At 51.3% G+C, this 21,733-nt stretch carries 12 protein-coding genes and 1 pseudogene; 9 read left to right on the top strand and 4 right to left on the bottom strand.

The window, feature by feature from the left end; translation table 11 throughout:
- Positions 1-16 precede the first annotated feature (16 nt).
- From BM123_RS17170 to BM123_RS17150, 5 genes and pseudogenes are all read left to right on the top strand, one after another.
- The gene (locus tag BM123_RS17170) at positions 17-2,044 is read left to right on the top strand and encodes a glycoside hydrolase family 127 protein (protein ID WP_090170908.1); all 2,028 of its coding nucleotides are present in this window, start codon (positions 17-19) and stop codon (positions 2,042-2,044) included.
- A gap of 44 nt (positions 2,045-2,088) precedes the next feature.
- Positions 2,089-3,657 (top strand): annotated as a pseudogene (locus tag BM123_RS17165) (sugar porter family MFS transporter); the annotation flags it as partial.
- Positions 3,658-3,703: 46 nt separating this feature from the next.
- Complete coding sequence (locus tag BM123_RS17160) at positions 3,704-5,686, top strand: glycoside hydrolase family 127 protein (protein ID WP_090170903.1); 1,983 nt, start codon at positions 3,704-3,706, stop codon at positions 5,684-5,686.
- A 27-nt stretch (positions 5,687-5,713) separates the two neighbouring features.
- Positions 5,714-7,129 (top strand): sulfatase, encoded by a 1,416-nt coding sequence (locus BM123_RS17155; RefSeq protein WP_090170901.1) that lies wholly within the window; start codon positions 5,714-5,716, stop codon positions 7,127-7,129.
- Between the two features lie 40 nt (positions 7,130-7,169).
- A complete protein-coding gene (locus BM123_RS17150; RefSeq protein ID WP_090170898.1) occupies positions 7,170-8,810 on the top strand; it encodes a sulfatase in 1,641 nt (546 codons plus the stop codon).
- A 123-nt stretch (positions 8,811-8,933) separates the two neighbouring features.
- Here the strand turns inward: BM123_RS17150 and BM123_RS17145 are convergent, their stop codons facing one another.
- On the bottom strand, positions 8,934-10,268 hold the full coding sequence (locus tag BM123_RS17145; protein WP_090170895.1) for a GntP family permease: 1,335 nt from the start codon (positions 10,266-10,268) through the stop codon (positions 8,934-8,936).
- 136 nt (positions 10,269-10,404) lie between these two features.
- Between BM123_RS17145 and BM123_RS17140 the strand changes: the two genes are divergently transcribed.
- The 4 genes from BM123_RS17140 to BM123_RS17125 all read left to right on the top strand — a co-directional run bounded on the left by BM123_RS17140 (position 10,405) and on the right by BM123_RS17125 (position 17,245).
- The gene (locus BM123_RS17140) at positions 10,405-11,274 is read left to right on the top strand and encodes an AraC family transcriptional regulator (RefSeq protein WP_090170892.1); all 870 of its coding nucleotides are present in this window, start codon (positions 10,405-10,407) and stop codon (positions 11,272-11,274) included.
- Positions 11,275-11,502: 228 nt separating this feature from the next.
- Positions 11,503-13,989: a glycoside hydrolase family 2 TIM barrel-domain containing protein gene (locus BM123_RS17135; protein ID WP_217642180.1), complete on the top strand. Its 2,487-nt coding sequence runs from the start codon at positions 11,503-11,505 to the stop codon at positions 13,987-13,989.
- A 74-nt stretch (positions 13,990-14,063) separates the two neighbouring features.
- The gene (locus BM123_RS17130) at positions 14,064-15,695 is read left to right on the top strand and encodes a sulfatase-like hydrolase/transferase (RefSeq protein WP_090171080.1); all 1,632 of its coding nucleotides are present in this window, start codon (positions 14,064-14,066) and stop codon (positions 15,693-15,695) included.
- A gap of 11 nt (positions 15,696-15,706) precedes the next feature.
- Positions 15,707-17,245, top strand: coding sequence for a sulfatase-like hydrolase/transferase (locus BM123_RS17125; protein ID WP_090170886.1), 1,539 nt, complete (start codon positions 15,707-15,709; stop codon positions 17,243-17,245).
- 150 nt (positions 17,246-17,395) lie between these two features.
- Here the strand turns inward: BM123_RS17125 and BM123_RS17120 are convergent, their stop codons facing one another.
- From BM123_RS17120 to BM123_RS17110, 3 genes are all read right to left on the bottom strand, one after another.
- On the bottom strand, positions 17,396-18,829 hold the full coding sequence (locus BM123_RS17120) for a glycoside hydrolase family 28 protein (protein WP_090170883.1): 1,434 nt from the start codon (positions 18,827-18,829) through the stop codon (positions 17,396-17,398).
- Positions 18,826-20,022: a glycoside hydrolase family 117 protein gene (locus BM123_RS17115; protein WP_217642181.1), complete on the bottom strand. Its 1,197-nt coding sequence runs from the start codon at positions 20,020-20,022 to the stop codon at positions 18,826-18,828. Before BM123_RS17115 ends, BM123_RS17120 begins: the two co-directional genes overlap by 4 nt.
- A gap of 123 nt (positions 20,023-20,145) precedes the next feature.
- Positions 20,146-21,636: a sulfatase family protein gene (locus BM123_RS17110; RefSeq protein WP_090171078.1), complete on the bottom strand. Its 1,491-nt coding sequence runs from the start codon at positions 21,634-21,636 to the stop codon at positions 20,146-20,148.
- Positions 21,637-21,733 lie beyond the last annotated feature (97 nt).

Raw genomic sequence — 21,733 nt, 5'->3', positions numbered from 1 at the left:
AATGATCATGTAACCAATGAAACGACTATTCATCTTCTGCCTGACCTCTTTGCTATGGCTGTCAATCTTTGCCCAGCAAAAAGGTATCATCAATAATGCAAACAGTCCGCACGTCACTTTCCGAAGTATCGATATTGGAGACTGCGAATGGACCGAGGGTTTCTGGGCGGACAAAGTAAAGGTAGCGGAACACACCATGGTTCCACATATGGGCACGCTGTTGAAGGGCGATGTCGGACATGGCCTGAACAATTTCAAAATAGCTGCCGGCCTGATGGAAGGAAAGCCCAAAGGAATGTGGTGGCACGACGGTGATTTCTATAAATGGATGGAAGCATCTATGTACCTCTACGGGATGAATAAAGATGAGCGAATCGTAGAAGAACTTGACGAGCTCATTGCCATCATCGGTCAGGCACAGGAGGATGATGGATACCTTTCCACGCATACTCAGATCAAGGGGACCCCGCGGTATTCAAAAGTTAACCACCATGAAATGTATAACAGCGGGCACCTGATCACGAGTGCATGCATTCATCACCGACTAACGGGAAAGACGAACTTTCTGGACATAGCCAAAAAGAACGCAGACTTCCTCTACGAAAAGTTTCAGCCAACACCTGCCAGTTTAAAGAGTTTTGGCTTTAACCCATCGCAGATTATGGGGCTGGTAGAGCTCTACCGGACAACAGGAGACAAACGCTACCTGGAGTTAGCCCAGACCTTCGTGGATAACCGGGGAAGTAATAAAGTCGGTAAGCGCAACGCGATGCCTGCTGATAATACTGTACCGTTCTTTTTCGTCGGAGACCAGCACCAAAACCGAACGCCCTTACGGGAGGAAACGGAAGCTGTCGGTCATGCCGTTCTGGGGATGTACCTCTGGTCCGGTGCCGCTGATGTCTACGCCGAAACCGGAGAGCAAGCCATCGTAGATGCGCTTGAGCGCATCTGGGACAGTGCCGTTAACCGCAAAATGTATGTGACCGGTGCGTTGGGTCAGGTGCACCACGGAGCAAGTAAGCCCTTTGACATGGTCCATGAGGGGTTCATTGATGATTACATGATGCCCAATGCCACGGCCTATAACGAAACCTGTGCCAACATTGCCAACGCTATGTTTAACTGGCGGATGCTCGGGCTCAAAGGCGAAGCCAAATATGCTGACGTGATGGAAACGGTGCTCTACAACAGTGCGTTGGTGGGCATCAGTCTGGAGGGTAAGGATTATTTCTACGCCAATCCCCTGCGAATGAATAAGGGACAAAGGGACTATTCCAGCACAGAATCTGCTTGTCGGGAGCCCTATATCGACTGCTTCTGTTGCCCACCTAATCTGGTCAGAACCTTAGTGAAGATGTCTGCCTGGGCATACAGCAAAACGGATGACGGCATTGCCGTCAATCTTTACGGCGGCAACCGGCTCAAAACAAGCCTGTTGGATGGTTCTGAGATTGAGTTGGAGCAGGAAACGGCTTACCCGTGGAATGGAACCGTAAAACTGACGGTTAAAAAGGCAAAAAGAAAGGCTTTTGACCTCCAGCTTCGCATCCCTGCCTGGGCCGACGAGGCAAAGGTGTTGATAAATGGAAAGACCGCCGATGTTGAAGTGATGCCAGGCACCTATGTCACCATCAACCGAAAGTGGAAGAAGGGCGACGTGCTTACCCTCGAAATGCCCATGCCCGTCAATATGGTAGAAGGCCACCCGCTCATCGAGGAGGTACGCAACCAGGTAGCGCTGAAGCGTGGACCAATTGTGTACGCAATGGAAACGCCTGATTTACCAGAAGACACGAAAATACTGGATGTTTACCTGCCCGGTGACCAGGAGTTTGAAGCGGTACATCGCGGTGACTTTCTTGGCGGGGTAACCGTTATTAATGCCGACGTAAAGCTCAGACAAGATAAGAAAGAAGGAATGTACCGCAAGGTGACTAAGCCTGACTGGACGACCTATTCTACCCAACTGGTTCCTTACTACTCCTGGAATAACCGGGGGATTAGTGAAATGACCGTTTTTCTGCCTGTGATATGGAAATAGTGATTCACTAAGCCAACGCAGTTCATGCATCAGACCACCCGTATACGATGAATAAATTTCAAAGGACAGCTTTTACTTATGCGACGATTGTCGCATTGGGTGGCTTCATTTTTGGCCTGGATGCGGCCCTGATCTCCGGCACAGTCAACTTCATTTCAGCTGAATTCGGCCTGACGGACCTGCAGTTGGGAATGGCCGTAGGGGCACCCGGCCTGGGGGTTATCGTTGCTCTTCCCTTTGCCAGCTATGCCTGTAATGCCCTGGGGCGGAAACGTACGCTGCAAATTATCGCCTTGCTCTATGTCGTTTCCGCCATTGCTTCTGCTTTAGCGCCAAACTACTGGAGCCTGGTGGGGGCTCGGTTTTTGGGTGGTCTGGCCTTCAGCTCCATCTCGTTGTCTTCTATGTACATCGGAGAGATTTCTCCGCCCGCCTGGCGGGGGAAGCTGGTGTCCATGAATCAGATCAATATCGTCCTGGGTCTTTCTTGTGCCTACTTCGTTAACTACCTGATTCTTGATCTGGCGGCAGAGCCCTGGGTTTGGGTGCAGGACTGGGGCATCAGTACGCACACCTGGCGATGGATGCTGGCGATGGAAATTGCGCCGTCCATTATCTGGTTATTATTACTTTCCTTCATTCCTCTTAGCCCTGCCTGGCTCGTTTACCGGGGGCGGGAAGCGGAGGCCAGAGAAGTACTGCAAAAGCTCCTTCCCGAAACGGAGGTAGATGCTCAATTAGCTGATATGCAACTGAGCATGGAAGAGGTCGCTGATGATCGCTCCACCATGGCTCAAATGCGAGACATATTCAGTAAGCCACTGCGCGTAACGCTGATTATTGCCGTGACCATTGCTATTGTACAACAGGCGACCGGTATTAACGCCATTATGTTCTACGCCCCTAAGGTTATTGAGCAACTGGGACTGGGAACGGATGCCGCCTTTCAGCAAGCAATCTGGTTTGGGCTGACCAGTATCGTCTTTACCGTTCTGGCATTGCTGTTGATTGATAAAATTGGCCGAAAACCAATGATCATTGGCGGGCTGGTTTGGATTATGATCAGCCTGGGCGTTTGTTCTTACGGCTTCAGTCAGGCACGATATACCCTAAGCGAAGAAGACCTCACGGAGATGACGGATTTACCGAACGCCCAACGCCTGAGTGGGATGGTAGGGACGGAATACCAAAGTGATACGGAGTATAAAGCGGCCCTGGCCGCATCACTCGGAGAGGCGGAGGCGCGTGACTTTAGCAGCATACTGCTGCAAAAAGCGGCTGACCTTCCCGGGACCCTTATCCTGATTGGTATACTAAGTTTCATCGCAGCCTTCCACTTCTCCGTTGGCCCCATTATGTGGGTGCTTTTCTCGGAGATATTCCCGATTGGATTGCGGGGCGTCGCGATACCTTTTTTCGCGCTTATCACGAGTGTCACGAGCTATCTGGTTCAGCAGTTTTTCCCCTGGCAGCTAGCCACAATGGGTGGCAGCAGCATTTTCCTTTTCTATGCGCTAATGGTCGGGGTTGGCCTCTTGATTCTTTCCCGCTATCTCGTTGAAACCAAGAATCTGACGATTGAAGAGATCCAGGAGAAGTTGATTAGAAAGTAAGACCTCTTATCAGTTGATTATCAATACAAAAAGTGAATTGAGATAAATGATTGCCACAACACCACACCGCCGCTCCATTACGGACACCTCCCAAAGCACCTTCGCTCAGAGTAAGAGTATAAACATTGGAGATTGCCAATGGACGGAAGGGTTCTGGGCTAAGAAGTTCCGGCAATGCGAAGAGGTCATGATTCCCTACATGGGGGCTCTACTACAGGGAGACATTGGTCATGCCTACAATAACTTCAAAATCGCTGCCGGCCTGATGCAAGGCGAAGCCAAAGGCATGCTTTGGCACGACGGCGATTTTTATAAATGGATGGAAGCTGCTATCCACGTTTACGGAAACACGGGCAACGAAAGCGTGATTGCAGGCTTCGACGATATCATAAAGGTTATCGGTCAGGCGCAGGAAGCAGATGGCTATTTGTCTACTCACGTTCAGATTAAGGGCTTAGGGCGCTGGACTAAAGTTACCAATCATGAGCTCTACAACAGCGGTCACCTGATTACCGGCGCTTGTCTTCACTTTCGGGTGACGGGAAAAACCAATTGGCTGGACATTGCGATTAAGCACGCTGACTACCTCGGTGATGTGTTTGAGCCACAAACGGAGGCGCTGGCCCGATTCGGGTTTAATCCTTCTCAGATCATGGCACTGGTGGAACTCTACCGCACGACGGGGGAAAAGCGCTACCTCAAGCTGGCCGAGACCTTTGTCAATATGCGGGGGGCCGTTCCTTTGGAGCTTCACCCCAGCGTTCCCTATTGGTTTACCGGTGATCAGTGCCAGATGAAGACTCCCCTCCGGCAGGAAACCGAAGCAACCGGGCATGCCGTTACCGGCATGTATCTCTACGCCGGTGCTGCAGATGTTTATGCAGAAACCGGAGAAAAAGAGCTACTGGATGCACTAAAGCGCATCTGGTCAAGCGCCATCGAACGAAAAATGTATATCACCGGAGCGTTGGGGCAGGTGCATCATGGAGCCAGGGATGACCAGAACATGATCCACGAAGGCTTTGTGGACGATTACCTGATGCCTAACAGCACCGCTTACAATGAAACCTGTGCTAATATTGCCAACGCCATGTTCAACTGGCGAATGCTGAGCATCACCGGTGAGGCGAAGTACGCAGAAATCATAGAGCTGGTGCTTTTCAACAGCGCTCTGGTGGGGATTAGTGCTGATGGAAAGCATTACTTCTATGCTAATCCTCTGCGGATGACGCACGGTGCCCGGGAGTATACTAACGATCCGGATTGCACAGAGTCTGCCGAAAGAGAGCCCTACATTCCCTGCTTCTGTTGCCCCCCTAATCTGGTTCGGACTATCGCTAAAGTCTCCGGCTGGGCTTACAGCCTGCGCGAAGATGGAATCGCCATCAACCTCTATGGCGGTAACAAACTGAAAACGACGTTTCTTGACGGTGCGCAAATTGAGCTAGCCCAGGTTACAGATTATCCCTGGGAGGGAAGAGTAGAGGTACAGATAAAAGCTTGTCCGGACGCCCCGTTCAGCCTCTACGCACGGATTCCGGCCTGGGCCGAAGGCACCAGGGTATTTATCAACGGAACCGAGGTAAATGAACCAGTAGCGCCCGGAACATTCTTGCGGCTGTACCGGGGCTGGCGGGCCGGAGATCGTCTCACCCTGGAAATGCCCATGGAGCCCCGCCTGGTGGAGGGGCACCCCCGAATTGAAGAAGTGCGCAATCAGGTAGCCGTCATGCGGGGACCGCTGGTCTATTGTATTGAATCTCCGGACCTGCCGGAGGGTACCAGTATTCTGGACGTATACCTGTCTGGAGATCATCCGCTCAGGCCTGTACACCAGCGTGAGCTGCTTGGCGGCATTACTACCATAAGTGCGGAGTTGAAACTACGAAAGCACCCCGACGCAGGAATGTATCATCGTATGCAGCGCCCGGAGTGGGAACGACGGGATGCCTCCTTTGTGCCTTACTACGCCTGGTCCAACCGGGGGAAAAGTGAAATGACCGTGTGGGTGCCGGTACTGTGGAGTTAGGAAGTTTATATCAATAAAAAGATCATCATGAAATTCATACTAAAAGCTGCAGCTTTATGGCCACTGGCAATCCTGCTGAGCCTTTCATTATCGGCGCAGGAAAAACCCAATATTGTTTTCTTATTCGCGGATGATGCGGGTTACGCTGATTTTGGCTTTCAGGGAAGCAAGACTATGATTACGCCCAACCTTGACCGGATGGCGAAGCAGGGAGTACGGTTTCAGCAAGCTTACGTTTCCCACCCGACCTGCGGCCCTTCACGTGCCGGTATTTTGACGGGGCGCCACCAGAACCGTTTTGGCTTTGAAGAAAACAACGTTCCCGGATTCATGAGCGCAGTTTCGGCCGCAGATAATGAGGAAATGGGCCTCCCGCTGGAAGAGAAAACGATGGGTGAGTACATGAAATCAATTGGCTATCGGACCGGCTACTTCGGAAAGTGGCACCAGGGCGGAGCAGATCGTTTTCACCCCCTGCAGCGGGGCTTCGATGAATTCTTTGGATTCAGGGGCGGTGCCAGGAGCTACTTCCCTTACGAAAAAACGCCCGCCGAAGTTCAGAATAAACTGGAGCGTAACTTCGGAAACTTCGCCGAGCACGAAGGCTACCTGACCGATGTCCTCGGAGCGGAAGCCGCAGACTTTATTGATCGCCACCAGAAAGAGCCCTTTCTGGTCTTCCTGGCCTTCAACGCCGTTCATACACCAATGGACGCTACTCCGGAAGATTTGGCTAAGTTTCCTCAGCTAAAAGGAGCTCGGCAACAGGTTGCAGCCATGACCCTGGCACTCGACCGTGCCTGTGGCGTAGTGCTGGATAAACTTGAAGAGCTAGGACTTGCAGAAAACACCATCGTTGTTTTCTCTAACGATAATGGCGGGCCGACGGACAGAAACGCCTCCAGCAATTACCCGCTCAGCGGCACCAAGTCTACTTATCTGGAAGGGGGCATACGTGTACCTTTTGTTATGCGATGGCCAGCCCGCCTCCCGGCAGGAACGACCTATCCTCAGCCCGTCAGTACACTGGATCTGCTGCCCACTTTCTACGCTGCCGGTGGCGGATCAGTTGAAGACATTAAGGATGCTGATGGAGTGGACCTTACTCCTTTTTTGACAGGAGAGCAGTTCGGTCGTCCGCACAAGACACTTTACTGGAAACGGGAATCAAGAGCCGTGGTGCGGGACGGCGACTGGAAGCTGATCCGTTACGGTGATCGCCCGGCGGAACTCTACTACCTGCCGGAGGACGAAAGTGAGAATAAAGACCTGGCCAGTGCTCACCCGGAAAAAGTACGCAAGCTTTACAAAATGCTCTTCGACTGGGAGATGACCCTGGAAAGACCCCGGTGGCTTCTGGGTAGAAAATACGAGGGCATGGACGTAAAACGGTCCGATACTTATCGGGATCAGTCTAAGCTTTTTGCTGAAGAACGAAATTAATCTCATCGCTCTATCTCCCTCTCCGCTTTAAAGACTAACTATGAAGCATTACCTGCTATTCTCTCTATCCGTGTTATTCTTCGCTTGTGGCGGAGATCAGGCCACCGAAGCGGAACAACCATCCCGGCCCAATGTTCTTTTCATTGCCATTGATGATCTGCGTCCGGAGCTGGGGTGCTATGGCTCAGAGATTGCGGTGACGCCGAACCTTGACGCCCTTGCTGCGGGCGGCTTACTATTTAACCGTGCGTATTGCCAGCAGGCTATTTGCAGCCCCTCGCGGGCCAGCCTGATGACCGGGGCGCGGCCGGAGTCTACCGGTATCATCGAGAACTATACTTATTTCCGGGATGTGTTGCCGGACATCGTAACGCTCCCGCAGCACTTCCGCGCCAACGGATACGAGACGGTTTACAGTGGTAAAATCTATCATGGCAGGTTTACGGACGAGGAAAAGTCCTGGAGCAGAAAGCCTGCCAAGCCTGCCGTAGAAAGGCCCCAATACCCCGGTGGCTACGCACTAAAAGAAAACCAGGAAGCTTACCTTACGAACAAGGAGGCGATGAAGAAGAAGTATGGCGATGTTTACGGCCTCGGGATGGGCCCGGCTTACGAAAAAGCCGACGTGCCGGACCATCATTATGGTGACGGCTACAATACGGAAGTGGCCATTGCCACCCTGCGGGAAATGGTGGCCGACGGAAACGATCAACCGTTCTTTCTCGGTCTGGGCTTTCACCATCCGCATCTGAACTGGACTTCCCCTGCGAAATACTGGGATCTTTACGACCCGGCAGAGATCCCGCTGGCGGAGCTGACGAATGCTCCGGAAGGCGGCGCTGCTATGGGGCTGCATGCCTCCTTCGAGCTGCGGGTACGTGACGGGGTGCCGGATGGCGGAGAGATTGACCCCGAACTTTCCCGCACGCTCAAACACGCTTATCTGGCGGCAGTTAGTTACGTGGACGCGCAGATTGGAAAAATGATCGCGGCACTCGAAGAAACGGGAATGCGGGAGAATACGATCATTATGGTCTGGAGCGACCACGGCTGGCACCTGGGCGATATGGGTGTCTGGGGCAAAGCCACCAACTACGAAATTGCTACCCGCGTGCCGCTGATGATCTGGACGCCGGACATGCCGGCTGGCAGCCGGGGCAAAACATCCGATGCGTTGGTGGAGTTGGTGGACATGTACCCTACGCTTACGGAACTGGCGGGCCTGCCGCTTCCGGATCACCTGGAGGGGCAAAGCTTTGCTCCGCTGCTGGAGAACCCCGGACAGCAATGGAAAACGGCGGCCTTTAGCCAGTACCCGAATCCCGCGCTACGGGAGTGGGCGGCCAATCCGCTAAATCAGGGAATGCGGGAAACTTACTTCGGTCCGCTGATTGAAGAGGTGGAAGAACGGATCCAAAACCAACAGGGAAATGTCTGGAATCGCGACCTTTTTGAGAATCACCTGATGGGCTATGCCATGCGAACGGAGCGGTATCGCTTAGTGGTCTGGAAAGACAGGCGTAAACCCGACGCAGCGCCCCTTTTCGTTGAGCTTTATGATCATCAGGCAGACCCGGGAGAGACCAAAAACATAGCGGGAGATAATGGGGAACTGGTCAACGAATTGAGACAACGCCTGAATGCCGGATGGCAAGCAAGCAGGGTAGAGGTGCAACCCTGATTTTTTGCGGGGGACACGCATGATTTGGGCGCGGCCGCAGGTGCAAGGAAGGGGATGCAAGAGCAGGGAAATGCACTGCTCTGTTAACTTCCCCCTGCACCTGCGTTCAGCGCCCCCTGGTCGTCATGCTATGCCCAGCCAATACAGTATTCCTACCCCCACCAGGCCGGAAAATCCCATTACTAAGGACTGCAGCGTGTAGGTTCGGTACAAGGTGGCCACCGGCACCTTGTGCAGCCGGTTGAGTAACCAGAAAAAACTGGAGTTAGCATGGAAAACACAAAAGGAGCCACAGCCGATTAACGCTGCCAGCAACTCCGGAGAGTAGGGAAGTACCTCCACCATTGACCCTACGATAGAAGCTGCCCCGATGAGTGAAACCGTAATGGAGCCCGTCGCGGTGGTCAGGATAGCTGCAATGAAAAAAGGGAGGAAGAAACCAAGAAAGGGAATAGTGGTGAAGAAAGCTGACAGGGAATCCTGCACCCCTGACTCCCGGATCAGAAAACCAAAGGCGCCGCCAGCTCCGGTAATCATAATCACCAAAGCCGACTTTATGATGGCCTGCTCCACCAATTCAGCTATACTCCCTGCTTTTTCTTTCCGACGGTATTGTAAACCAGCAATGCCCGCACCTACCAAAACGGCCACCATGGGGGTACTGATGAAGCCAAGGAACTCTCCCCAATAACCAGTACGCTCGGCTTGTAAAAAAGCACCCATAGCCATGAGTGCGATGGGGACAACAATGGGCAACAGGTCCAGCAGAGCGGAGTCTTTGCCCCCGTCAACAGATTTGGCGGCAGCCTGGCTATTGAGGTGTTCTTTTTTAAGCTCTTCGTCATATTCGATCCAGGAATTTGCGCAGCAGTTGATGACAAAGAAAATGCCGCCCGCAAGAGCAAAGAGGCCCACCACTCCATTGATAAGCAACATCCTGCCGATATCTGCCTCCAGTAACGATGCGACGGCAAGCGGACCGGGAGTTGGCGGCAGTAACGTATGCGAAACGGTGAGCCCGGCCGTGAGGGCCAGCCCAATCATCAGTACCGGTTTTCGGGCACTTACCGCAATGGCTTCGGTTACGGGCTGGAGCACGATATAGGCTACGTCGACGAAAACAGGGATAGAGACCAGATAGCCCGTGAAACCCATCGCCCAGGGAAGTCTCTTTGCCCCAAATAGCCGCAACACGGAACCGGCAATTCTGAGTGCTCCACCCGTTTCCCGAAGTACTTCTCCAATGAACGCTCCGAGAATGACCACAATAGCGATCCACTTCATCGTATTACCAAAGCCCTGTGCCAGCAAGTCGATCGTAGTTTTTCCTCCGAGGCCGGAACAAAGCCCCAGGGCCATTGCCGCCAATATGAGCGCAATGAACGGATGCCACTTCCAACGCGAAACGCTCAGGATAAGTAACAAGAGTACGATCAGCAGGACAAGCAGAGGAGACATGGTGTATAATTTTTACGATAGTAGAATATTTACACCGCAAATTTTATAAACTCAAAATAGATGTTAAAATAGTGCTTTGATTCGGTAAATACTGACTATTGTTACGGCAAGTAAACAAGCTAACTTAGGCCTGATAATGAAACTAGAATACAAAAGCACAGATAAGAATCCACTTAGCTCTTTTTACATCAGACGAATAGACAAGCCCTACCTCGGGGAGAATTGGCATTTTCACGAGGAGTTTGAACTAATCTATTTCCTGAAGGGGAGGGGGATGCGCATTGTTGGCGATCATATTTCTAATTTCCAACGGGGTGAGTTAGTCCTGGTTGGCCAGTGGTTGCCACACCTCTGGCGAAACGATGAGGGCAGAGAAGATAATGGTGAAGCGGATTATATAGTCGTCAAATTTTCGCGAATGCTTAAGGGAGTTGACCTCTTTTCCTTACCCGAATTGGCTGCCATTAATCAATTGCTGAAAAGCTCTATTCGCGGATTATTGTTCTCAAGTACCACCGGTGAGAGAATTCACGACTTATTGATCCGCCTGAGTGAGAGTTCCGCTGCCGGCAGGATTATTCATTTTCTGCAAATTCTGGAGATTCTGGCCCGGGATCAGGAATATGAATACCTATGTAGTCCGGACTTTACCCTGCCCAAAGAAGTCTCTAGTGAAAACCGGTTGCAAACCGTTATCAATCATATTTTTAAACACTTTGCAACGGACATTACGCTAGACGAAATATCAGGAGTAGCCTGTATGACTTCGCCGGCGTTCTGCCGCTTCTTCAAAGGACGCACGAACAAGACTTTCTTTAGTTTTTTGAATGAGTTTCGGGTCAATAAGGCTTGTCAGTTGTTGATTAGCGGAGACTTGCCCGTGAAGGAGGTCTGTTATGAAGTGGGCTTCAGGTCTCTTACCAATTTCAACCGGACCTTTAAAAAAATCAAGGAGGTAACCCCCAGTGATTACCGGGATCACTACTTGAGGCTTAGAGCGATATAACTGTCAACTCTGGTGCCTATTCCGGATTCCTGCAGGATCGAAGTGGGTTCGGTTGAAACAAGGTCCCGTCCATCACTGGCAGGTGATATGGTTTTTGCTGATGTCAGTAAAGAATTAAACATCCGTCCTAGCATTATCACGTTTAGCCGCCTTGGGGGGCAGTTACGGCCAATACCTTTGGCGACCAGGAAGTGATGAATACTTCTTCTGTCTTTTTACCAACGATCCATGCTAATGCTCTTTCGAATTTTCACGATCTCTCTTATACCAATACTGTTATTGTCTTGCGTAGCGGAAAAACCTGCTTTTTCTGCGAATAAAGAAGCGTTCCATCACGGGTGGTTGTTTCAAAAAGGGGATCCTGCTGATGGTGCCTCAACGGCGCTGACGGATGCTGGCTGGCGCAAGGTAAACATCCCCCATGACTGGGCCATTGAGGGCCCTTTTGACAAAAAGTATAACGCCCGAACTGGTGGCTTGCCGGTTCATGGCGTAGCCTGGTACCGTAAACACTTCACGGTTTCTGAAGAGGAAGCTAAACAGCACGTCACTGTTTTCTTCGATGGAGTTATGAATAACAGCACCATCTATCTGAACGGAGAAAAAATCGGTGAGCGTCCCTTTGGGTATATGGGCTTTGAAGTAGACCTGACGCCCCACCTCCGGCCGGGGAAAGACAATGTACTCGCCGTACGGCTTGCCCCCGAAGACCTGGCGTCCCGCTGGTATTCCGGCGCGGGAATTTACCGCAACGTTCGGCTGAAAGTAGAGCATCCCGTTCGGGTGCCGGAGTGGGGAACTTACATTACCACACCAAAGATTAAAGACGGCGAAGCCACCGTCAAAATAGAAACTACCGTAGAGAATACGAGTACTATTGATGCTGAGGTTTCATTCAGGACAACCATTACGGACCCTGCTGGTGCAAAGGTTGCTACTATCGGTAAAGGCTTCCGTTTGCCGGGAAGTGCGAAAGAAAACATCGTTCAGGAATTTCCACTCTTTAATATTTTACGATGGGATATCGGCAGCCCTTATCTCTACACCGCAACCAGTATTATAGAAGTAAATGGAAAAGTCGTTCAGAGCAAGCAAAGCCCCTTTGGAATTCGTAGCATTGAATTTGACGCAGAGGAAGGCTTCATCCTGAACGGTAAACCAGTAGAACTCAAAGGCGTCTGTATGCACCACGACCTTGGTCCGCTCGGCGCAGCAGTCAACTACCGCGCTACGGAAAGGCAGATGGAGATCATGCAAAGTATGGGGGTGAACGCTTTACGGACCAGTCATAACCCTCCCTCCCCGGAAGTATTGGATGTTTGTGATCGTCTGGGCATTGTGGTGCTCGACGAAGCTTTCGATGAGTGGGGAATTGGCAAAGTCCCGAATGGTTACAGCAAAGTTTTTGATAAATGGCACGAACGTGACCTGCGGGATATGATCAGGCGTGACCGGAATCACCCTTCAGTAATCATGTGGAGTATCGGGAATGAGATTCTTGAACAAAGGGAGAAGGAGGGCTATAAAGTAGCACAAATGCTTAGCGACATCTGCCACGATGAAGACCCTACGCGGCCAACCACGGCTGGCTTCAATTACTGGCCTGGCCCCTATAAAAACGGTATGGCCGCCGCCGTTGACATCGTGGGCATAAACTATAAACCCTGGCAGTATGATAACATTGTTTCCATGATGCCGGAGGGAACGATTTTCTATGGCTCAGAGACCAGCTCAATGACCAGCAGCCGTGGGGTATATCATCTTCCCATTGAGCACGATTTTCAGCGGGAGACCGGTCATGTATCCAGTTATGATGTAGTGACCGGACCCTTTTGGGCATACCCCCCGGACATTGAGTTCGATGCGCAAGAGCAGCACCCTGAATTTTTGGGAGAGTTTATCTGGACGGGTTTTGACTACCTCGGAGAGCCAACCCCTTACGGAGGACGAGACAACAGTACAAATGGTTACTGGAACGACGACTGGCCGAGTAAGAGCTCTTACTTTGCCCCCGTCGATCTGAGCGGGCATAAAAAAGACCGATTCTATCTCTACCAAAGTCAGTGGACGGAGGAGCCCATGGTACACGTTTTACCCCACTGGAACTGGGAGGGGATGGAAGGAAAGGAAATCCCCGTATATGCCTATACTAACGCAGAGGAGGTGGAGCTTTTTGTCAACGGAAAATCCTACGGTAAAAAAGTAAAAGGAAAAGACCTGACCGAGATTCCGGTGGAGTTTCGGGGGTATGAAAAAGGGACCTATGCTTCAAAATACCGCCTGAGCTGGACGGTGCCTTACGCTCCCGGCAATCTGAAAGTAGTTGCCTATACCGGAGGAAAACCGGTAGCGGAAAAGGAAATCAGGACAGCTGGAGTGCCTGCAGGCATTAGGCTGGAGGCTGACCGGTCTGCCATCACGGCCGACGGAGAAGACCTGTCTTTCATTACCGCTACTGTTGTGGACAAAGACGGTAATCCCTGTCCGATGGCTGATAACACCATCACCTTTGACGTCAGTGGAGCAGGAAAGCTCGAAGCTGTCAGTAACGGGGATCAGCGATCCGTGGAGTTGTTTCAGACCAATAAGCGCAAAGCCTTTAATGGTAAATGTCTGTTGATTGTCCGCTCAGGAAAATCAACAGGAACGATTGAGGTAGAGGCATATTCACCTGGCCTTAGCACGGCTAATACCAGCATCTCAACCTCTAAGTAAGCATGAACCGACATTCTATATTCCTCCTCCTTTTTCTCTTACAAACCTCTTGCCAGGCGACCGCCATCAGCCGAATGGTGGAGGACGTTTCTGCGGCTGATTCCACCCGGCCAAACATCGTCTTCATCCTGACTGACGACCAATCCTACGGTTTGATGGGCTGCACGGGAAATACCATCGTGCAGACTCCTAATCTGGATCAATTGGCCTCAGAAGGGATCTTGTTTACCAACGCCCACGTCACCAGTGCCATCTGTACGCCTAGCCGGACGAGTATTCTTACCAGTCAATTTGAAAGAAAGCACGGGGTAAATTTCAACTCCGGCACCAGCCTTGCGGCCGAAGCCTGGGAAGATACTTACCCGATGATGCTGCGTGCCAATGGCTACTACACCGGCTGGGTAGGTAAGAACCATGTACCCATCGGGCAGGGCGGTTACACCAGCGGCCTGATGGAGAAGAGTTTCGACTACTGGTATGCGGGGCACGGGCACCTGGGCTTTTACCCGAAAGCGCGTCACGACATTTTTGATCACGCCCGATCTGATACTCAGGTAGAAATCGTTGCCGAAGGAATCGACGATTTCCTTTCCAACGAGCAAAAGTTGGAAGGAGCTCTGCACTTTGTTGATCAGCGTCCGGCAGATGCCCCGTTTGCCCTGTCGATCTGCTTTAACCTTCCACATGGCGCCGGAACTTCATCGATGAAAATGAGGGCGTCAGATGATGAGATTTACCGGACCTTGTACCGGGACATAGAACTGCCACTGCCCGATAATTACCTGGCAAAAGAAGACATCATTACACCTAAGCTACCTGCTTCTATCCATCGGGCAGAAGACCGGCAAACGGGCTATAACTACGTAGACACCCCTGCAGGAGTACGGGAGCGATACACCCGCCAGCTGCAGGCAATGACGGGAATTGACCGGTTGGTAGGGCAGATCAGGAAAAAATTGAAAGCCGAAGGACTTGCGGATAATACCATCATCGTATTCACGTCTGACCATGGCTTGTTTATGGGGCAGCATGGTCTGGGGGGTAAAGCTTTCTGCTATGAAGAAACTACTCACGTCCCCATGATTGTCTTCGATCCCCGTGCTGATGTGCGACGCCGGGGCCGTTCCTCCGATGCACTTGTTCAGACCATTGACATTGCCCCAACGCTTCTTCGTCAGGCGGGAATAGCCATTCCCGATAGTTATCAGGGCAGGGACCTGAGTGCACTGCTTTCCGGAAGAACAAATAGCGTTCGGGAGTATCTTTTTACGGAGAACCTGTGGTCTACTCAATTCGGCAACCCCCGCTGCGAATCCGTACAGAACATGGAGTGGAAATACATCAGGTACTACAAGAACGAAAATTTCCCAGCGGGTAAGAAGATCGCCACTGCCAAAGAAATGGGGATTCCCCTGAACGCCATGTTGTACAAAGTTCACGACCCCGACATGGCCGTTTATCGTTCTTTCGTAGAAGGGCCGTTGGCCGGGGAGCCCGCTGTTTACGAGGAGCTTTTTCACCTGACTTCTGATCCAGAAGAAGTCCGTAATCTGGCGCAGGCCCCTGACCATACAACCCGTTTAGCTGCCATGCGGACGGCCTGGAAGCAGGCTATTGTCCAGGCGAGAGGAACAGGAAAACCAAGGGTGATACGCTACACGTCTGATAGCGAGGCGGAGAGAGGCGTACTGATTGAGCCAAAGTAAACCAAGTATTTATGAGTAAGTTAATGCCATTGCTTTACCTGTTGTTCCTGGCGACTGTAAGTCTTTATGGGCAACGCCCGAACGTTGTCATGATTTATACCGACGATCATCGGTATTCTGGCATACAAGCCCTGGGAGGGATGCAAGTAAAAACACCTCATATGGACGCATTGGCAAAAGAGGGTGCCTCCTTCTCTAATGCCTACATAATGGGGTCTTTTTCCGGGGCGACCTGCATTCCCAGCAGGGCCATGCTACTGACGGGCCGTAATCTGTTTGAGCTAAAAGGTAAAGGTCATATCATTCCAAAGGAGCATGCCACCATGGGCGAAACTTTCGGTCGAGCGGGTTACCATACAGAAGTCATTGGGAAGTGGCACCAGGATAATGCATCCTTAGCACGTAGCTTTGACGATGGTAAAACCATCATGGGAAGGGGGGTGTACCTCGTTGACCATTTTCGGATGCCACTTTGGGACTGGGATGAAGACGGGAGATTTGCTCATGAAGATGCCTATCTGCTCACCTACGGTAAAACGAATACACTTGAGCGCAGACCGCTTTCAGAACGGGATCAACGTGGGCCAGTAGGCACTCATACTGATGGGCCGCACACCTCCGAAATTTTTGCGGGAGAAGCTGTCAGCTTTATTGAGCAATACCAGAAGGAGACTCCATTTTTCATGTATCTCGCCTTTCATGCTCCACACGATCCTCGTCAGGCCCCACCAGCATACCTGGCGATGTACCCATCAGATGAAATCGTTCTTCCGCCTTCCTACCAACCGCAACATCCTTTTGATAACGGTCATATGTTTTTGAGGGATGAACAGTTGGCTCCCTGGCCCCGCAGCCCGGAAATCGCCAGGGAGGAACTGGCGGGTTACTATGCCATCATCACTCATCTAGACGATCAAATCGGCAAGGTCGTTGCTGCGCTTAAAGCCGCGGGAGCTTACGAAAACACTATTATTGTACTAGCCGGAGACAGTGGCCTGGCTGTCGGTAATCATGGTCTGATGGGCAAACAAAATATTTACGATGAAGACGGGGTACATATCCCATTGATTTTTTCCGGAAATCTCATTCCTGAAAAAGACAGCAATCATGAAGCCTTTGTCTATAATTTTGACATCTTCCCAACTCTCTGTGCCATGGCAGGAATACCTGTCCCGGAATCAGTATCCGGTAAAAACTTATTACCGGTCATGGAAGGTAAGCAGGCTGGAGTCAGAGACCACACTTATCATGCTTACCGGCAATTCCAACGTGCCTGTCGCAGCGGTGACTATAAACTGATCGAATACGTCCGCAGCCCGGACAAGGACTGGAAACGAGGAGACATTGTCACCGGCTCCCGTGTCACGCAATTATTTAACGTAGCAAGTGATCCCTGGGAGGTGTATGATTTGTCTTTTTTGCCGGAGCATAGTGAGCGTATCGATAAGATGCGGCAACAAATGCGCTCCATGGCCACCGAATTAGGGGATTATAAAGAAAACATCGAAGGGGAAAAGTATGACTTTTGGGATGTCTATGAAAAACGATAGCATTGAGGTACGAGCGTAGGTCCGGAGCTTGCTGAAAGTCCGGGAGCAAGAGGAGGTTTAAAAAAGCAGCGACGAGATCTGGCATACGTACTTAGGAAAGCTCTGGCCGCTTAGACCAATTGATCGTATGCGCAGTAATACCCATTGAGGTTAGTCTTGATTTTTAGCTTGCACAACATTTACGAGCACTTCTTTCTCACGCTTGTCACTCTTTAAGAGATTGAAGTTAATGTCTTTAATTAACAGCTGGTCAATATGCCGGGCAAATAACCCGTAGGCAGGTGTTGCGCCGAGTTTAGTAAATTCGGGATATTCCATTTCGCTTTCCGGGACATTAATACTACGATGTTCAGCAGTTCCTCCGCCGGGGAGGGTTATCCGGATACTCTCCAGGGAGACTTTGCCAATAGAATGACCAGGCGTTCCGGTGATAAATAAAGCCGTAGTGGGAAAGAGCCGTAAATCCTGTTCTCTGCTGACGCTGGCGGTGATGTTTCTGATGGTAACTCCGCTGATACTGCCTACAGGCTGGCGAGTGGCATCACGATAAACTAGTCTACGCTCTCCAAGACGAATGAAGACTGGCATCTCGACGTTCTTCATATCAATGCTGTCGATCATAATGTTGGAGATGTTAGCCCCATCAACACTAAGGATCTTGATTCCGCCTCCTTTGGTGTCATGAATTGAGGTGTTTCTGACGATGATGTTTCTGAAATCTCCCATTGACTCAGTCCCGAATTTGATAGCACCCCATTCACTACTCAAGCGGCAATCTTTTACGACGATATTTTCGGTGGGCTGAGGACTGGTAGTTTTAAAGCAGATGGCATCATCTCCGGAGTCAATGTTGCAGTTGGTGATAGTACCATCCGTACTGGAATCTAAGTCAATACCATCATTATTACGATTGGCGTGGCTATAAATATCGACACCGTCAACAGAAAAGCCCTGACACTGATAAAAGTGAATCGTCCAGGCGGCTGGTTGCCGTAAGTGGATGTCCTTGATCGAAATGTTTTTGGCGCGTACCATTCTGAGCAGGAAGGGGCGATCGAATTTGCTGACTTTACCTCCGGCATACAAGCTGTCTTCCCGGATATCCTCAGTGGATTCTACGAGCTCTTGTCCGAGGCGAAGGAGTGTTTTTTCAACTTGCTTACGGGTGAATTGATCGCCACGCCCGTCAATAGTGCCACTACCAGTAATGCCGATAGATTCAGCGTCCAAAGCTCCCACCAGGCATTTGCCCCGAAGTTGGCCGGTGGCATCTACGAAGGGATCGATGCTGCGGTAGTCATTAGGATTGTCACTACCCAGCAGAGTAGCCCCATTAGAAACGTTTAAAGTAACACCATCTTTTAGCAAAATGGTACCTGTTACAAATACACCGTCCTCAATAATCACCTCTCCACCACCCGTGGCGGAACAAGTGTCGATGGCCCGTTGAATGGCCTTTGTGTTAACAGTAAGGCCATCTCCTACAGCACCGAAATCGGTGACATTCCACTGAGCAGATGGCTCCGTCCAGCAGGAGAACGCCCCCAAGATCAATAAGCAAAAGCCAAGAGAGCGGCCTGTCATTGCCCCTTTACTTTTCCTTGCCCCTGCGTTTGCGCCGCAATACGTTCCCGTTGTTTTTTGCTCAAACCATACTGGTAGTAGAATTCCGGCTTGTGGTAAGTGTTGTGCTTTTTCATTTCCTGATCGTCAATATCCTGGCTGAGATCACAATCAAATCGAAGCAACACAGCGTGATTCTGTGCCCAGGTAGTAACGTTGGTGATGTGCGAAATGCCCCAGGTGATTCCTCTCCCGTCTTTGGTGTCCGTAAAAGCGTCAGGAACGAAGGGGCCGGCGGCCACGGGTAGTAAACTTGTGATGGCCTTTATTTCAAAGTTGACCCAATCTTCGGCGTACTGAATCGTGAAATGTTCGTTCCCGTCCCTCGTTACGATGGCGGCGACTCCTTCTTTCCAGGGAAACAGGGTAGTTTCGTGGCCAGAATTAATCAGGGGGTTCAGGGGGTGCTTGGTGAAGGGGCCAAGGGGGGAATCTGCAGTGGCTAATCCTTGCATTCTTACCCTCGGATTAGCAGCATTAAAGTCCGATTTATAATAGATGTAGATCTTACCATCGTGTACCAGCGGGTAGGGGTCATGGATAGAGTATTGGTCCCATTCTCCATCTTTTCCGTTGGGGATCACAATTTCACCGTGTGCCGTCCATGGGCCGTCAGGAGAGTCTGCGTAAGAAACAGCCACGGGGCAATCATCTCCGCGCTTTCCACTTGCTTCCATAAAGCCTTGATAATAGAGGTAGTACTTTCCTTCCCATTCCAGAATGTCAGTTGTCGTGACGGAGCGCCAGCCTACTTCCGGTTTGGGGGGGCGGGCAATGGCTACGCCCTGCTCTTCCCAGGTGAAGCCGTCTTCGCTGGTGGCATACCAGATTTCAGACAGGTCCCAATCTGAAGATGGAATAACATCCGTTGAAGCATCCGCTCCCTGGGGTGGGGTAGGTGTTTCCCGATACGTGTACCAAACGTAGTACTTGCCGTTAGCGAAAATGACCTTAGAAGGGTCTCTGCGAGAGATAGTACCGTCATGGCCGTTATAGTCAACCCCCTTCAGCTCCGTGTACTTAAACTGTGAGTAGAGCTCATTGTCTTCCGGAAGCGGAGCGGGATAGTTAGTGTAATTTCTTTCCATCGCTGCACTCATCGGGCGGTCGGGCTTTTCCTTTGGCAGGATAAACGGAAATCCATTTTCCGGCATTTCGGTGGACGCCGAGGGAGCCGCTGGCGCCTGCTGTACTGATTCGCAGCCACTAATAGCCAGCAGTAAAAGCAGTGCAAGACTGGTCGTAAGTAATTGTAAGTTCTTCATACGAATGAGTAGTTATTCCTGGCTCTTTTTATACATCAGGAGGGCTTTGTGAAAACCAACCTCTTCTCCTTGCAGCATCCGTTGATAGATGTCGGGATGCGTTGTTTTTATGTATACCAAAACATCCCTCGAGGTTGGGTGCGTTGGCTCATAGGTATCATCCACCGGGCGCATTTTCCGATCAAAGCGACGGGTGATTTTCCTCAGGCGGCGCAGCTTTGAGCGGTATGTTTTGTCTTGCGCAAGGTTGACCAGTTCTAAGGGGTCATTTTTAAGGTCGTAGAGCTCTTCATCTGGTTTTCTGGGGGCGAAGAAGAAAAGCTCATCCTGATCAAGCTTGCCTGTCTCCCGCAGACTTCGCATGATGTGTACTGCCGGACGGTAAAACTCCAGGTAGGCGTGGCCAGCATCAAAGGGGATTTTAGGCTTGTCGTTGCGAATGTATTTCCAACGGCCGGAGGTAACCCCCTTAGAATCCTCGAGGATCTCATCCCAAAGATCGCGGGCGGCGTAGACGTAGTCTCGGTCAAATTTGTCGTTGAGAACGGACTGCCCGGTCAGGTAATCCGGCATTTCGGCGCCAGCCAGGTCTAGGATGGTGGCGGTGATGTCGGTCGCGCTCACTACCTCCTCCCGGACGGTGGCTCTTGTGTCACGGGGATCGTACATCAGGAAAGGAATACGGAGGCCGGAATCGTGGAGATAGCCCTTACCGCGGATATTACAGCGGCCGTTGTCACCGATGAAGAGGATGATGGTGTTGTCGGCCAGCCCCTTATCCGCCAGTTCCTGGCGGATCATGCCTACCTCCCGGTCCATGTACTCAATCTGATCGAGATAGCGGGCCCAGTCAGCCCGGATGACGGGATGGTCGGCAAAGTAGTCCGGCAGCGTAACGGAGGCCGGATCGTGCCGGTCAGGTGACTGCTGGCTAACCTCTTCCCACCAATCTCCCCGGTGGGTAACATTAAGTTGGATTTGGGCGAAAAAAGGGCCGTCATCCGCTGAGAACTCATCGTATTTGTCGAACAGCCCGAATTGTGTTTTTCCGTCCCAGGGGCCAACCTTCTGATGCTTGAAGTTGACGTCTGTTTTGCGGCCTTTTCCGCGAACGCTATGATTTCCCAGAATGGTGGTGTACCCTGCTTCGCGAAGCAGTTGGGTAAAGGGCCGGTAAGGAGCCGAAAGAGGTACCTCCCGATTGCTGCGGTGGTGATGCGTATTTGTTTTCACCTGATGCACCCCAACCATCATGGATGACCGGCTGGGAGAACAAATGGGGTTGGTGACAAAGCAGTTTTCGAAGCGGGCTCCCTCACTCGCCAATTTGTCCAGATTAGGCGTCCGGACGTCCGGCATGCCGTAGCACGCCAGGTCGGTGCTCATGTCCTCGGCCATTATCCAGATAATATTGGGTGGCTCCTGGGCAACAAGGGAGAAGTTAGCGGCTAAAAAGAATAGCCAGAAGCAGATCGTTGTGGTAGTGGGGAGCTTTTTTTTCATAGCAATACAGCCTTTCCGTTTCAGGGCAGTAGCATGAATATCCACAAATCCGGGGAAAGGAAGTAGCTGTCTTCCAGCATAAGGCAGTAAGAAAACC

Source organism: Neolewinella agarilytica, from assembly GCF_900110645.1.
GTDB lineage: Bacteria > Bacteroidota > Bacteroidia > Chitinophagales > Saprospiraceae > Neolewinella > Neolewinella agarilytica.
This window is presented reverse-complemented; position numbering and strand designations above follow the sequence as displayed.

Excerpts from the sequence above, each read along its gene's own strand:
- BM123_RS17170 (WP_090170908.1), top strand. The coding sequence starts at position 17 with ATGAAACGACTATTCATCTTCTGCCTGACCTCTTTGCTATGGCTGTCA.
- BM123_RS17160 (WP_090170903.1), top strand. The coding sequence starts at position 3,704 with ATGATTGCCACAACACCACACCGCCGCTCCATTACGGACACCTCCCAA.
- BM123_RS17155 (WP_090170901.1), top strand. The coding sequence starts at position 5,714 with ATGAAATTCATACTAAAAGCTGCAGCTTTATGGCCACTGGCAATCCTG.
- BM123_RS17150 (WP_090170898.1), top strand. The coding sequence starts at position 7,170 with ATGAAGCATTACCTGCTATTCTCTCTATCCGTGTTATTCTTCGCTTGT.
- BM123_RS17145 (WP_090170895.1), bottom strand. The coding sequence starts at position 10,268 with ATGTCTCCTCTGCTTGTCCTGCTGATCGTACTCTTGTTACTTATCCTG.
- BM123_RS17140 (WP_090170892.1), top strand. The coding sequence starts at position 10,405 with ATGAAACTAGAATACAAAAGCACAGATAAGAATCCACTTAGCTCTTTT.
- BM123_RS17135 (WP_217642180.1), top strand. The coding sequence starts at position 11,503 with ATGCTAATGCTCTTTCGAATTTTCACGATCTCTCTTATACCAATACTG.
- BM123_RS17130 (WP_090171080.1), top strand. The coding sequence starts at position 14,064 with ATGGTGGAGGACGTTTCTGCGGCTGATTCCACCCGGCCAAACATCGTC.
- BM123_RS17125 (WP_090170886.1), top strand. The coding sequence starts at position 15,707 with ATGAGTAAGTTAATGCCATTGCTTTACCTGTTGTTCCTGGCGACTGTA.
- BM123_RS17120 (WP_090170883.1), bottom strand. The coding sequence starts at position 18,829 with ATGACAGGCCGCTCTCTTGGCTTTTGCTTATTGATCTTGGGGGCGTTC.
- BM123_RS17115 (WP_217642181.1), bottom strand. The coding sequence starts at position 20,022 with ATGCCGGAAAATGGATTTCCGTTTATCCTGCCAAAGGAAAAGCCCGAC.
- BM123_RS17110 (WP_090171078.1), bottom strand. The coding sequence starts at position 21,636 with ATGAAAAAAAAGCTCCCCACTACCACAACGATCTGCTTCTGGCTATTC.